Source organism: Phenylobacterium aquaticum (assembly GCF_947378715.1).
GTDB lineage: Bacteria > Pseudomonadota > Alphaproteobacteria > Caulobacterales > Caulobacteraceae > Phenylobacterium > Phenylobacterium aquaticum_A.
In genome coordinates, this window is record NZ_CANCLE010000113.1 from 1 (window position 1) to 13,462 (window position 13,462).

Sequence of the window (13,462 nt, forward strand, 5' to 3'; positions counted from 1 at the left end):
GCCCAGGCCATGGCCCAGGCGGGGACCGTCGCCGTCCTCTTGCCCGCCGCCTTCTATTTCGTGCGCGAGACGGTGGTCCCGCCTGTCGATCTGCTGCGCGCCCGGGGCGTCAAGATGGCCCTGGCCACCGACTGCAATCCCGGCACCGCGCCCATGACCTCGCTGCTCATGGTCCTGAACATGGCCGCGACCCTGTTCCGCATGACCGTCGAGGAATGCCTGGCCGGCGTCACCCGCGAGGCCGCCGCCGCCCTGGGCCGGTCCGCCGAGATCGGGACGCTCGAGGCCGGCAAGGCCTGCGACCTGGCCATCTGGAACATCGAGCGCCCGGCCGAGCTCGTCTATCGCATGGGGTTCAACCCGCTCCATGCCCGTGTCTGGAGTGGAAAATGACCCGAGTGATGATGCGCCCCGGCCAGGTGTCGCTGGCCGAATGGCGGGCGATCTATCGCGGTGCGCCGGTCGGCCTGGACCCGGCCTCGGCCCCCGCCATCGCCGCCAGCGCCGCGGCCGTGGAACGCATCCTGGCCAAGGGCGAGCCGGTCTATGGCGTCAATACCGGCTTCGGGAAGCTGGCCAGCGTGCGGATCGAGGCCTGTGATCTCGCCACCCTGCAACGGAACATCGTCCTGTCCCACGCCGCCGGAACCGGCGAGCCGAGCCCCGCGCCGGTCATGCGGCTGATGATGGCGCTCAAGCTGGCCAGCCTCGCCCAGGGCGCGTCCGGCGTGCGACCGGCGACCATCGCCCTGATGGAGGCCATGCTGGCCCGGGGCCTGACCCCGGTGATCCCCGCCCAGGGTTCGGTGGGCGCCTCGGGCGATCTGGCCCCGCTCGCCCACATGGCCGCCACCCTGATCGGGGTCGGTGAGATCTTCGTCGGCGGCGATCGCAAGCCGGCGCTGGAAGCCCTTGAGGCGGCGGGGCTTTCCCCCCTGGTGCTTGGCCCGAAGGAAGGCCTCGCCCTGCTGAACGGCACCCAGTTCTCGACCGCCAATGCGCTGGCCGCCCTGTTCGAGGCCGAGGCCCTGTTCCGCGCCGCCCTGGTCACCGGGGCGCTGTCGACCGAGGCGGCCAAGGGCTCCGACACCCCCTTCGATCCGCGCATCCACGCCCTGCGCCGCCACGTCGGCCAGATCGAGGTGGCCGACGCCCTGCGCGGCCTGATGGCAGGTTCCGAAATCCGCGCCAGCCACCTGAAGGACGACGCCCGGGTGCAGGACCCCTATTGCCTGCGCTGCCAGCCCCAGGTGATGGGCGCCGCCCTCGACATCCTGCGCCAGGCCGCGACCACACTGGGGACCGAGGCCAACGGCGTCTCCGACAATCCGCTGATCTTTCCGGAAACCGACGAGGCCCTGTCCGGCGGCAATTTCCACGCCGAGCCCGTGGCCTTCGCGGCCGACATCATCGCACTGGCCATCTGCGAGATCGGCGCCCTGGCCGAGCGGCGGATCGCCATGCTGGTCGACCCGGCGCTTTCCGGCCTGCCAGCCTTCCTGACCCCCAAGCCGGGGCTGAATTCCGGCTTCATGATCCCCCAGGTCACCGCCGCCGCCCTGGTCTCGGAGAACAAGCAGAAGGCCTATCCCGCCAGCGTCGATTCCATCCCCACCTCGGCCAACCAGGAAGACCACGTCTCCATGGCCGCCCATGGCGCGCGGCGACTGCTGGGCATGGCGCAGAACGCCACGGCGGTGATCGGCATCGAGCTGCTGGCGGCGGTGCAGGGTATCGACTTCCACGCCCCGCTCAGCTCCAGCGCCGCCCTGGAGACCGTTCGCGCGGTGCTGCGCGCCCAGGTCCCCCACCTCAGTGACGACCGGCATTTCCATCCCGACATGGAGCTGGCCCAGGCCCTGGTCCGCTCCGGCGCGGTCGCGGGCGCGGTCGGCGCCCTGCCGGGGGTGGCGTGATGGCCGGCGATTGGCTGGAGGTTGCGCGCGGCGACGCGCCCCTGGTGGTGAGCTTTCCCCACACCGGCCTTGATCTGCCGGGGGAATTGGCGACCCGCTTCGTCTCGCCCTGGCTGGCGCGCAAGGACGCCGACTGGTGGATCGACCGGCTCTATGACTTCGCCGCCGATCTGGGCGCGACCACGGTGCGCACCCGAATCTCGCGCAGCGTCATCGACGTGAACCGCGATCCTTCCGGCGCCTCGCTCTATCCTGGCCAGGCGACCACCGAGCTCTGCCCCACCACCACCTTCGACGGCGAGCCGCTCTATCGGCCGGGTGATGAGCCGGACGCGGCCGAAATCGCACGGCGGCGCGAGACCTGGTTCGCGCCCTATCATGCCGCCCTCGACGCCGAGCTTCAGCGCCTGCGCGCGATCCATCCGCGTGTGGTGCTCTATGAGGCCCATTCGATCCGCTCGGTGATCCCCCGCCTGTTCGACGGCGTGCTGCCCCAGTTCAATCTCGGCACGAACAGCGGCGCGGCCTGCGATCCCGCCCTGACCCGGGCGGTGGAAGCCGTCTGCGAGGCCACGGGCTGGAGCTGGGTCGCGAATGGTCGCTTCAAGGGCGGCTGGACCACCCGGCGCTATGGCCAGCCGGGGCAGGGCGTCCACGCCCTCCAGATGGAGCTGGCCTGCCGGGGCTACATGGACGACCCCGACGATCCGCCGACGCCCCGGACCTGGCCCGCCGCCTATCGTCCCGACCAGGCCGCCCCCCTGCGCGCGGCCCTGACCCGCGTCCTGCAAGCCTGCCTCGCCTTCGCCCAAGCCTGAGAGCCCCATGACCCGCCTCGACCCCACCCGCGTCATCCGTCCCGCCACCGGAACCACCCTCTCGGCCAAGAGCTGGCTGACCGAGGCGCCGCTGCGCATGCTGATGAACAACCTGCATCCGGATGTCGCCGAGCGACCGGAGGAACTGGTGGTCTATGGCGGCATCGGCCGCGCCGCCCGCGACTGGGAAAGCTATGACAAGATCGTCGAGACCCTGCGCCGGCTGGAGGACGACCAGACCCTGCTGGTGCAGTCGGGCAAGCCGGTGGGGGTGTTCCGCACCCATGCCGACGCGCCACGGGTGCTGATCGCCAATTCCAACCTGGTGCCGCGCTGGGCGACCTGGGAGCATTTCAACGAACTCGATCGCGCCGGCCTGGCCATGTACGGCCAGATGACCGCCGGATCCTGGATCTATATCGGCGCCCAGGGGATCGTGCAGGGCACCTATGAGACCTTCGTCGAGATGGGCCGCCAGCACTATGCCGGCGACCTTTCCGGCCGCTGGCTGCTGACCGCCGGCCTGGGCGGCATGGGCGGCGCCCAGCCCCTGGCGGCGGTGATGGCCGGCGCCTCCTGCCTGGCTATCGAATGCCAGCAGTCGCGGATCGAGATGCGCCTGCGCACCGGCTATCTCGACCGCCAGGCCGCAACCCTGGACGAGGCGCTCGAGATCATCGACCGGGCCTGCAAGGCGAAGGAGCCGGTCTCGGTCGGCCTGCTGGGCAATGCCTGTGAGATTCTGCCCGAGCTGTTCGCGCGCGGGGTGCGGCCGGACCTGCTCACCGACCAGACCTCGGCCCATGATCCGATCAATGGCTACCTGCCCAGGGGCTGGAGCCTGGAGCGCTGGGCCGCCATGCGCGAGCAGGACCCCCAGCAGGTGGAGGAGGCGGCCCGCGCCTCCATGGCCGAGCATGTCCAGTCGATGCTGGACTTCCAGGCGGCCGGTGTCCCGACCGTCGATTATGGAAACAATATCCGACAGATGGCCAAGGAAGCTGGCGTAGCCAACGCCTTCGATTTCCCGGGCTTCGTGCCGGCCTATATCCGTCCGCTGTTCTGTCGCGGGATCGGGCCGTTCCGCTGGGTGGCCCTGTCCGGAGACCCCGAGGACATCGCCAGGACCGACGCCAAGGTCAAGGAACTGATCCCCGACAATCCGCATCTGCACAACTGGCTCGACATGGCCGCCAAGCGCATCCGGTTCCAGGGCCTGCCGGCCCGGATCTGCTGGGTCGGGCTGGGCGACCGCGACCGCCTGGGCCTGGCCTTCAATGAGATGGTGGCGAGCGGCGAACTGAAGGCGCCCGTGGTGATCGGCCGCGACCACCTGGATTCCGGCTCTGTCGCCTCGCCCAACCGCGAGACCGAGGCCATGCGCGACGGCTCCGACGCGGTCTCCGACTGGCCGCTGCTGAACGCATTGCTCAACACCGCCTCGGGCGCCACCTGGGTGTCGCTGCATCATGGCGGCGGGGTCGGCATGGGTTTCTCCCAGCACGCCGGCATGGTCATTGTCTGCGACGGGACCCCGGCCGCCGCCAAGCGGATCGCCCGGGTGCTGTGGAACGACCCGGCCACCGGGGTCATGCGCCATGCCGACGCCGGCTATCCCGTGGCCCTGGACTGCGCGCGCGCGAACGGACTGGACCTGCCCGGCATATTGGGGTGAGCGGCCGCCGGCCTGGGGTCGCTTGCAATACGATACTGACTATGCAAGCTCTGGGCGACGGCGCGAAGCCCCGCGCCTGACACCCCTCCAGCCAGGAGACGAGCCTTGCGTCCCAGCCCTCCCGAACGCGTCGCGGACTATCGTCGTCGGGGCTGGTGGCGGGGCGAGACCGTCGAGACCCTGTTCCGCAAGGCGGTCGCCGCCCAGGGGCCGTCCGAGGCGCTGATCGACGCTCCCAACCGCGCGGCCCTGGTCGGAACCCCGCCGCAACGCCTGACCTATGCGCAGGTCGACGCCCGGGTGGACGCCCTTTGCCATGTGTTCGCCGGCCTCGGCGTCGGACGCGGCGACGTGGTGGCGACCCAGCTGCCCAATCTGGTCGAGGGTGTGCTGGCCTTCCTGGCCTGCGCCCGGATGGGGGCGATCCTCAGCCCCGTGGCCATGGCCTATCGCGGCCACGAGCTGCGCCAGATCCTGCCGACCGTAGAGCCCAAGGTCTATCTGACCGTCGGCGAGTTTCATGGCTGCGACCACGCCGCCCTGCTCATGGACCTGAAGCGCGAGGGGGTCACGCCAGTCGAAGTGATCAGCCTGGGCGCGACGGCGCCGGCGGGCGCCCACGCTCTCGACGCCCTGATCGCAGCCGCGGCCAAGACCGCCTATCCCAGCCCCACCGATCTCGACGCCGCCGAGGCCCTGACCATCTGCTGGACCTCCGGCACCGAGGCCATGCCCAAGGGGGTGCCGCGGCATCACGATCACTGGGTGATCAATGGCGAGGCCCTGGTCGAGGCCGCCGGCCTCAGGGTCGGCGACACCATCCTGAACCCGTTCCCGCTGATCAATATCGCCGCGATCGGCGGCATGGTCATGACCTGGCTGGTCTGCCAGGGCCGCCTCGTCCAGCACCACCCCTTCGACCTGCCGATCTTCCTGGGTCAGATGCAGGGGGAGGGGGTGGCCTATACCGTGGCCCCGCCGGCGGTGCTGAACATGCTGCTGCAGAACGAAGCCCTGCTGTCGGCCACCGACCTTTCGAAGCTGCGCTGCCTGGGCTCCGGCTCCGCGCCGCTCGCGCCCTGGATGGTCAAGGGCTGGCAGGACCTGCACGGCGTCACGGTGATGAACGTGTTCGGCTCCAATGAGGGGACCTCGCTGTTCTCGACCGGCGAGGCGATCCCGGACCCGGAACAGCGCGCGCGGTTCTTTCCCAGGTTCGGGGCGCAGGGTGTTGAATGGCCTGCGGAATTCCCCGCCAAGATCCGCACCCGGCTGGTCGATCTGGCGAGCGGCCAGGAGATCACGGCCCCCGGCGCCGAAGGCGAGCTGCGCATCGCCGGGGCCATGACCTTCGACGGCTATTACAAAGCCCCGGACCTGACCCGCGCGGCCTTTGACGACCAGGGCTTCTTCCGCACCGGTGACCTGTTCGAGATCGCGCCGGAGGCGGGCGGCCGCTACTACCGCTTCGTCGGCCGCTGCAAGGAGATCATCATCCGGGGCGGCCAGAACATCTCGCCCGCCGAGCTCGACGTGCTGATCGAGAGCCATCCCAAGGTGCGCGAGGCCAGCTGCGCGGCCTATCCGGACGAGCGGCTGGGCGAGCGGGTCTGCGCCGTGGTCGCCCTGCGCCCGGGTCAGGACCTGACGCTGGAGGAGCTCAACGCCCACCTGCGCGCCCACGATATCGCCACGTACAAGCTGCCGGAGAAGCTCAGGATCGTGGAGACCCTGCCGCGCAATCCGCTGAACAAGGTGCTGCGCCGCGAGTTGGCCGGGGTGGCGGCGTCCTGACCCGTCCAGGGCGTTTAATCCAAAGCAACCGCGCGAGTTGCGAAAGCGACTTGCATACCCGGACCGGTTCCGCGACTCTTCAAAGCCTGATGCTTCCGGGCCTTGAAGAGCGCACCTGATCCATGACCTCGCCGAAATTCATCCGCACCTGCTCGATCTGGCGGGCGTTGGAAGTGGTGGGCGATACCTCCGTCTTGCTGATCCTGGAAGCCAGCTGGATCGGCGCGCGCAAGTTCGATGAGTTCCGCGCGCGCACGGGCCTGTTGCAGACCCTGCTCAGCGACCGCCTGAAGCGCCTGGTGGCGGCCGGGGTGCTGGAGAAGGTGCTCTATAGCGACACCCCGCCCAGGTTCGAATATCGCATGACCGCCAAGGGGCGCGACCTCTACTGGCCGGCCCTGATGATGCTGCGCTGGGAGCGCCGCTGGAGCCCGCCGGAGGGCAAGCTGAGGCTGAAGCTGCGCCACCGAACCTGCGGCCACGCCTTCGAACCCGTGCCCACCTGCCTGAAGTGCGGCGACGAGATCAGCGCCCGCGACGTCGACTGGACCGAGGGGCCGGGCGTCGGCTGGATGGCCGCCCGCTACAGCCGCCGCCGCCAACAGCGCCATGCCGCCGAGGGCGCGTCTGGCCTGATGGTCGATGTGGCCCAGATCACCGGTGACCGCTGGGCCAGCCTGGTGCTGCGCTCGATCTTCACCGGCCTGCGTCGGTTCGACGAGATCCACCGCGACACCGCCATGGCCACCAACATCCTGTCGGAGCGCCTGTCCTGGCTGACCGCCCAGGGGGTGATCCGCGCCCATGAGCTGGGCGGCCGGCGCTTCGAATATCGCCTGACCGAGAAGGGCGTCGACTATTACCCGGTCCTGCTGATGCTGCTGCAGTGGGGCGACAAATACTATGTCTCGCCGGAAGGCCCGCCCTTGCTGCTGCGCCACAAGGCCGACGGCCACGACCTGGAGCCGGCGGTGACCTGCTCCTGCTGCAGCCAGCCGGTGGAGCCGCACGACGTCACCTTCGAGGTGATCGAGGTCGAGACGCCGAGGGCGTTGGAAGTCGCCGGGTAGCCGTCCGCCTCGGCGTCGCTTTCATAACGATACCCATTCGGCTAACCTCCCGGGACTCGAAGGGGAGGGGCCATGAAATACCGCGTCATCCAGTGGGCCACGGGCGCCATGGGCAAGACCTGTCTGCGGGCGGTCATCGACCATCCGGCCATGGAGCTGGTCGGGCTCTATGTCTATGGCGACGACAAGGCCGGCCGCGACGCTGGCGACATCGCGCGCCGGGCGCCGACCGGGGTGATCGCCACCCGCGACGCCGAGGCGATCCTGGCGCTCGAGGCCGACGTGGTGATCCACTGCGCGCGTCTGGCCCCGCCCTACGGCTCCCACGACGCCGAGATCCTGAAGCTGCTGGCCTCGGGCAAGAACGTCATCAGCATCAATGGCTATAGCCGGCCTCAGCATTGGGTCGGCGCGCGGCTGGCGGCCCTGCAGGCGGCCTGCGCGGCCGGGGGCTCCACCCTGATGGCTGCGGGCCTCAATCCCGGCTTCGCGGCCGAGCAGCTGGCCGTGGTGGCCACCAGCGTCTGTTCCCAGCTCGACCATATCGAGGTGGTGGAGAGCGTTGACTGCCGGCCGGTGCGCAATCCCGACTATGTGTTCCGAATCCTGGGCTTCGGGTCCGATCCTGAGACCGTCGACGCCAATGATCCGACCTGGGGCCCGGCCTCGTCGCTCAATGGCATGTACGCCGAGGTGCTGTCGGCCATGGCCGAGCATCTGGGCCTGACCCTGGACCGGATCGACACCGACCACCGGGTGTTCGCGGCCACCGAGGATCTCAGCGTCGCCGCCGGCCCGATCGCCAAGGGCGGGATCAGCCATGTGAACTGGCGCTGGCGGGGTGTGGTCGAGGGCGCTGTCAAGCTGACCATGTCGATCCACTGGTACATGGAGGACGCCCACCTGGACGATCCGGATCCGCCGCTCTGGCGCATCCATGTGGCGGGCCAGCCGGGGGTTCGCCTGTCGGTCGACCTGGAGAAGCGGGCTGGAGATGCGACCGCCACCTCGGCCGAGCAGCTGGGCGTGGCCGGCGCGGTGATCAACGCCATTCCCCTGGTCTGCGCCGCCGAACCCGGCCTGATGACCCGTCCCCTGGCCACACCGTTCCGGGGCGAGCTCGCGGCCGCCTAGACGTCACTTGCATAACGATACGATGTGTGGATGATCGCGGGTCAGGAGAGGGACGCCAGATGCCGGAGACGATCCAGGAGAGCGCCGGGCTCGCGCAGGACATGCGCGACCGGGTTGTGATCGTCACCGGCGCGGGCAAGGGCCTGGGTCGCGCCTATGCCCTGGACCTCGCGGCGCGCGGCGCGCTGGTGGTGGTCAACAACCGCTGGGCCGATCGGAGCCTGCCGTCCAGCGCCGAGGCCGTGGTCGCCGAGATCCGCCAGGCTGGCGGCCAGGCGGTGGCCAATAGCGATCCCGCCGAGGATCCCGAGACCGGCGAGGTGCTGGTCGCCCAGGCCCAGGCCGAGTTCGGCGGCCTGGACGCCGTGGTCTCCAATGCCGGGGTTCCGGAGACCTTGCGCCTGCACCGCCAGACCCGCGAGGGTTTCAAGCGGATCTTCGACATCAACTTCTTCGGCGCCTTCCATCTGGTCCAGGCGGCCTGGCCGGCCCTGTCCGCCGCCAAGGCCGGGCGGATCGTGGTCAGCGCCTCGTCGGCCGGCCTGCACGGCGGCGACGGCATGGCGGCCTATGCGTCGTCCAAGGCCGCCCTGATCGGACTGGTCAAGGGCCTGGCGGTGGAGGGCAGGCCGCGTGGCCTGCTGATCAACGCCATCGCCCCCTATGCCGTCACCGCCATGACCGAGGGCCATCTGGCCCCCGGCCTGGCCGAGCGCATGGATCCGGCGGCCGTCGCGCCGCTGGTCTCCTGGCTGGTCAGCGCGGCCTGCGACGTCACCGGCCAGACCCTGGTCTCCGGCGGCGGACGGGTGCGGGCGGCGGTCTCTGTCGAGGGTCCGCCCGTGACCCTGGAGCCCGGCCGGATCGGCGAGGCGGTGCGCGCCGCCATGGCCGCCGAACCGCGCGAGACCTATGGCGACGCCCACCAGGCGTTCGCGGCCTTCATGGATGGTCGGACGGCCTTGGCCCCGACCGTTTCACTTGTATAATCGGACTGACATTCAGACAGGCCGCTGAGCGGCCGGGCGAGGAAACCATGGTCTACGTACTCGGCGGCTGGCAGAGCGACTTCGCGAACAACTGGGCGCGCCAGGGCATGGAGATGGCCGACGCCTTTTCCGAAGTGGTGGGCGAGGGGCTGAACGCCGTCGGCCTGGACGCCAAGGACATCGAGACCGGCCACGTCGGCAACTTCGTCGGCGACCTGTTCGCCGGCCAGGGCCTGCTGGGCGGGTTCTTCGGCCTGGTCCATCCCGACTTCGACGGCCTGCCGACCGCGCGTCACGAGGCGGCCTGCGCCTCGGGCAGCGTCGCCATCCTGGCCGCCGCCTCGGAGATCGAGGCCGGGCGCTATGACCTGGCCTGCGTGCTGGGCCTGGAGCAGATGCGCAATGTCAGCGGCCAGCAGGCGGCCGAAAACCTGGGCGCCGCAGCCTGGACCGGCCACGAATTCCAGGACGCCAAGTTCCTCTGGCCCCGCGCCTTTTCCGACCTGGCCGAGGAATATGAGCGCCGCTACGGCCTCGACTACAAACACCTGATGCGCATCGCCGAGATCAACTTCGCCAACGGAAAGCGCAACCCCAACGCCCAGACGCGGGCCTGGGCCTTCAACGACAAGAGCTTCACCGCCGACGACGAGGCCAATCCGGTGGTCGAGGGGCGCACCCGCAAGCAGGACTGCGGCCAGGTGACCGACGGCGCCGCCGTGGTGTTCCTGGCCTCGGCCAGGCGCGCGGCCGAATATGCCGACCAGCATGGCGTTCCCTTGGAGAGCCTGCCCCAGATCAAGGGCTGGGGTCACCGCTCGGCGCCGATCTCCTACGCCGCCAAGATCCAGGCCAGCCAGGGCAAGGACTATGTGTTCCCGCAGGTGCGCCGCGCCATTGAGGACGCCCGCGCCCGGGCCGGGATCACGGCTCTGGACCAGATCGACGTGGTCGAGACCCACGACTGCTTCACCGCCACCGAATACATGGCCATCGACCACCTGGGCCTGACCGCGCCCGGCGAGTCCTGGAAGGCGATCGAGGACGGCTCCATCGAGATGGGCGGCCGCCTGCCGATCAATCCGTCCGGCGGCCTGATCGGCCTCGGCCACCCGGTCGGCGCCACCGGGGTGCGCATGACGCTCGACGCCTTCAAGCAGGTGACGGGCACGGCCGGCGACTATCAGGTCGAAGGCGCCAAGACCTGCCAGACCCTGAACATCGGCGGCTCGACCACCACCACGGTCAGCTTCGTGGTCGGCGTCTGACCATGGCCTCGCCCGCCGTCGCCGCAGCCCCGCCCGCGCCCTTCCGCGAAGCCCACCTGCTGCCGGTGGATCTCGATGTCGAGCGCCGCGCCGACGGGACGATCCTGATCACCTCGAAGATCCCGCTGAAGCCCTATGACGCCAATATCCCGGCCGCCTATGCGCGCCGGGCCCTGGCCTCGGGCGACAAGCCGGCCATCGCCCAGCGGGGCGCGGACGGCGCGTGGGTCTACACCTCCTTCGCCCAGCTGAAGCGTGACATGGACGCCGCGACCCAGTGGCTGATGGACAACGCCGGCCCCGGCCCGGTGCTGATCCTGGCCGGCAACACGCCCGCCTTCGCGGTGATGAGCTTCGCCGCCCAGGCGGCCGGCCGCGCCGCCTGTCCGGTCAGCGTCACCTATGCGGCGCTGGGCGGCGACTATGGCCGCCTGGCCCATGTGGTGACCAAGGTCCGGCCGGCGGTGGTGTTCGCCGAGGACACCGCCATGGCCAGGGGCGCGCTGGAGACCCTGGACTTCGGCGACGCCAGGATCATCACCACCGACCCAACCCAGCTCGCCAAGCCCGCGACCTCCTACGCCGAGGTCCTGGCCGCCACGCCCACCGCCTGGGTCGCCAAGTCGATCGAGGGGCTGAAGCCCTCCGACCGCGCCGCCCTGATGCTGACCTCCGGCTCGACCGGCCTGCCCAAGGTGGTGCCGATCACCTTCGACAACCTGATGGCCAATTCCACCCAGTGCCAGCAGACCATCGGCGAGGCCGCCGGCTGGCACGAGGTGATGCTGGACTGGCTGCCCTGGCACCACGCCGCCGGCGCCTTCGTTCTGCGCACCACCCTCCTGGAAGGCGGCACGCTCTATATCGACGACGGCAAGCCGGCGCCCGGCCTGTTCGAGACCTCGATCCGCAATCTGCGCGAGATTTCCGTCAGCTATTTCAACAATGTGCCGCTCGGCTACACCATGCTGGTCGAGGCCCTGGAGAAGGACGCGATCCTAAGGGCGACCTTCTTCAAGAAGATGCGGCTGATGCTCTATGGCGGTGCGGGCCTCAGCCAGACCGTCCACGACCGGCTGCAGGCCGCCGCCGTCGCCGAGACCGGCCACCGGATCATGATGACCAGCGGCTATGGCATGACCGAGACCGTCTCGGCCTTCATGGTCATCCACTTCGAGACCGACAAGGTCGGCATCGGCCTGCCGGCGCCGGGCACGACGGTGAAGCTGGCCCCGGTCGGCGACCGCTATGAGGTCCGCGCCCGGGGCCCCAATGTCACCACCGGCTATCTGGACGATCCGGAAAAGACCGCCGCCGCCTTTGACGAGGAGGGCTTCTACCGCACCGGCGACCTGGCCGTGTTCCACGACCCCGCCGACCCGACGCAAGGCCTGGCCTTCGCCGGCCGGGCGGCCGAGGAGTTCAAGCTCTCCAGCGGGACCTGGGTCTATGGCGGGTCCTTGCGCGACGGCATCCTCAAGGCCCTGTCGCCCCTGGTCCTCGACCTGGTGCTCTGCGACGATGGCCGGCCCTATCTGGGGGTGATGCTATGGCCCACGGCCGGGGCGGACCCCGCCGAGATCGAGACCCGCCTGCGGGCCTTCAACGCCCAGCAGCACGGCGCCGCCGCCCGGGTGAAGCGGGCCCTGCTGCTGACCACGCCGCCAAACGCCAACGCCCACGAGATCTCCGACAAGGGCACCATCAACCGGCGCGCGGTGATCGACCGCCGCGCCGCCGAGGTCGAGCGCCTGTTCGCCGAGACCCCGGACGCCGGCGTCATGGCCCTGGGCTAGGGCCATTTGAGGCGGTGGTTGTAGTTGTATATGGAGGTCCCTCCCGGTCGGGAACGGCGGGGTAAAGTATTGAAGTCAAAGTGGAAAGACCGATCGTGAACGATATGTTCGCGAAATGTTCCAGTCAAGCTGAAATGTGAAATTCCGTATGGCGGCGACAGGGTGCTCAGGTTCGTCTTGGGCTTGCGGCCGCGCCTGGCGGCGGCCGGCGGCCGGCCATTGCCGCGCAGAGTGACAAACCCCCGCGAAGATCGACCGAGCCATGCGCGCCATACGGGGACGGTGGCATGGCGAGGGGCAGGGCGACTGATGCGCTGTCACTGCAATTGAGGGACCTTAGCCCTCGCCCCGTTTACGGGGAGAGGGTTGGGTGAGGCGATCTTGCTGACTCTGCGTCAGCTGACCCGCCGAAAGACGCCCCGCTGCGCGGCGCGCCCCTCACCCTGCCCTCTCCCCGCAAGCGCGGGGCGAGGGTTCAAATCGCACTGTTACTGCAATAGGCGAGCGGTCGGCGCAGCCCTGGGACGCAAGCCGCAGGTTTCCCCATCCAGGCGCGGCGGGCGCCTATGCGCCGGCAGCCTTGCGGGGGCGGCCGCCCTTGGCGCCGTTGACGCGCGCGGCTGCGCTCTTGGCCGGGGATCGCGCCTGTCCGGCGTGGCGCGCCATATAGGACTTGGCGCCGAAGAGGCCGGCCAGCAGGCCGGGGATCGACAGGTCCACGTCCAGGCTCTCCCAATGCAGGCCATAGCCCGCGCCGAGAATTTCGAACGCGGCGAGTTGCTCGTCGGTGGCGCCCTCCAGCCCCTGCGCCAGGCGGGGAGGGAAGGCGAAGGTACAGCCGTTGGTCAGGGCGACCACGATCCGTCCTTGGCGGCGATCATAGCGCGCGCTCGCGGCGCGCGGCTCGACCTGCGCGGCGATGCGGCCGCGCTCTTCGGCCGCGACGATTTGGGCTTCGCTCAGCTCAGCCATGAATCTCTCTCCATCGTGACAGCAGATAGG

General features: G+C 69.8%; 11 protein-coding genes. 10 read left to right on the forward strand and 1 reads right to left on the reverse strand.

What is annotated here, in order from left to right:
* From Q7P21_RS14320 to Q7P21_RS14365, 10 genes are all read left to right on the forward strand, one after another.
* Window positions 1-393, forward strand: a 393-nt coding sequence (locus Q7P21_RS14320; RefSeq protein WP_304177597.1) for an amidohydrolase family protein, incomplete at its 5' end; no start/stop codon positions are given.
* Entirely contained in the window at window positions 378-1,916 is a 1,539-nt protein-coding gene (gene hutH / locus Q7P21_RS14325; protein ID WP_304177605.1) for a histidine ammonia-lyase, read from the forward strand. The genes Q7P21_RS14320 and hutH, both read left to right, overlap by 16 nt.
* Window positions 1,916-2,734 (forward strand): N-formylglutamate deformylase, encoded by an 819-nt coding sequence (gene hutG / locus Q7P21_RS14330; protein WP_304166154.1) that lies wholly within the window; start codon window positions 1,916-1,918, stop codon window positions 2,732-2,734. The genes hutH and hutG overlap by 1 nt, the downstream gene beginning before the upstream one ends.
* A gap of 7 nt (window positions 2,735-2,741) precedes the next feature.
* Window positions 2,742-4,409 (forward strand): urocanate hydratase, encoded by a 1,668-nt coding sequence (gene hutU, locus Q7P21_RS14335; RefSeq protein ID WP_304177599.1) that lies wholly within the window; start codon window positions 2,742-2,744, stop codon window positions 4,407-4,409.
* Between the two features lie 105 nt (window positions 4,410-4,514).
* Window positions 4,515-6,203: a class I adenylate-forming enzyme family protein gene (locus Q7P21_RS14340; protein ID WP_304166149.1), complete on the forward strand. Its 1,689-nt coding sequence runs from the start codon at window positions 4,515-4,517 to the stop codon at window positions 6,201-6,203.
* A gap of 122 nt (window positions 6,204-6,325) precedes the next feature.
* The gene (locus Q7P21_RS14345; protein ID WP_304166146.1) at window positions 6,326-7,273 is read left to right on the forward strand and encodes a helix-turn-helix domain-containing protein; all 948 of its coding nucleotides are present in this window, start codon (window positions 6,326-6,328) and stop codon (window positions 7,271-7,273) included.
* Window positions 7,274-7,345: 72 nt separating this feature from the next.
* On the forward strand, window positions 7,346-8,407 hold the full coding sequence (locus Q7P21_RS14350) for a hypothetical protein (protein ID WP_304166144.1): 1,062 nt from the start codon (window positions 7,346-7,348) through the stop codon (window positions 8,405-8,407).
* 59 nt (window positions 8,408-8,466) lie between these two features.
* Window positions 8,467-9,396 carry an SDR family NAD(P)-dependent oxidoreductase gene (locus tag Q7P21_RS14355; RefSeq protein WP_304166142.1) on the forward strand — a complete coding sequence of 310 codons (930 nt, stop codon included), beginning with the start codon at window positions 8,467-8,469 and terminating at the stop codon, window positions 9,394-9,396.
* 47 nt (window positions 9,397-9,443) lie between these two features.
* On the forward strand, window positions 9,444-10,664 hold the full coding sequence (locus Q7P21_RS14360) for an acetyl-CoA acetyltransferase (protein WP_304166140.1): 1,221 nt from the start codon (window positions 9,444-9,446) through the stop codon (window positions 10,662-10,664).
* A 2-nt stretch (window positions 10,665-10,666) separates the two neighbouring features.
* Complete coding sequence (locus Q7P21_RS14365) at window positions 10,667-12,460, forward strand: AMP-binding protein (RefSeq protein ID WP_304177601.1); 1,794 nt, start codon at window positions 10,667-10,669, stop codon at window positions 12,458-12,460.
* A gap of 564 nt (window positions 12,461-13,024) precedes the next feature.
* On the opposite strand, the gene Q7P21_RS14370 is transcribed toward Q7P21_RS14365, so the two are convergent.
* Complete coding sequence (locus Q7P21_RS14370) at window positions 13,025-13,432, reverse strand: DUF2442 domain-containing protein (RefSeq protein ID WP_304177603.1); 408 nt, start codon at window positions 13,430-13,432, stop codon at window positions 13,025-13,027.
* Between the last annotated feature and the right edge of the window lie 30 nt (window positions 13,433-13,462).

Excerpts from the sequence above, each read along its gene's own strand:
- hutG (WP_304166154.1), top strand. The coding sequence starts at position 1,916 with ATGGCCGGCGATTGGCTGGAGGTTGCGCGCGGCGACGCGCCCCTGGTG.
- hutU (WP_304177599.1), top strand. The coding sequence starts at position 2,742 with ATGACCCGCCTCGACCCCACCCGCGTCATCCGTCCCGCCACCGGAACC.
- Q7P21_RS14345 (WP_304166146.1), top strand. The coding sequence starts at position 6,326 with ATGACCTCGCCGAAATTCATCCGCACCTGCTCGATCTGGCGGGCGTTG.
- Q7P21_RS14350 (WP_304166144.1), top strand. The coding sequence starts at position 7,346 with ATGAAATACCGCGTCATCCAGTGGGCCACGGGCGCCATGGGCAAGACC.
- Q7P21_RS14355 (WP_304166142.1), top strand. The coding sequence starts at position 8,467 with ATGCCGGAGACGATCCAGGAGAGCGCCGGGCTCGCGCAGGACATGCGC.
- Q7P21_RS14360 (WP_304166140.1), top strand. The coding sequence starts at position 9,444 with ATGGTCTACGTACTCGGCGGCTGGCAGAGCGACTTCGCGAACAACTGG.
- Q7P21_RS14365 (WP_304177601.1), top strand. The coding sequence starts at position 10,667 with ATGGCCTCGCCCGCCGTCGCCGCAGCCCCGCCCGCGCCCTTCCGCGAA.
- Q7P21_RS14370 (WP_304177603.1), bottom strand. The coding sequence starts at position 13,432 with ATGGCTGAGCTGAGCGAAGCCCAAATCGTCGCGGCCGAAGAGCGCGGC.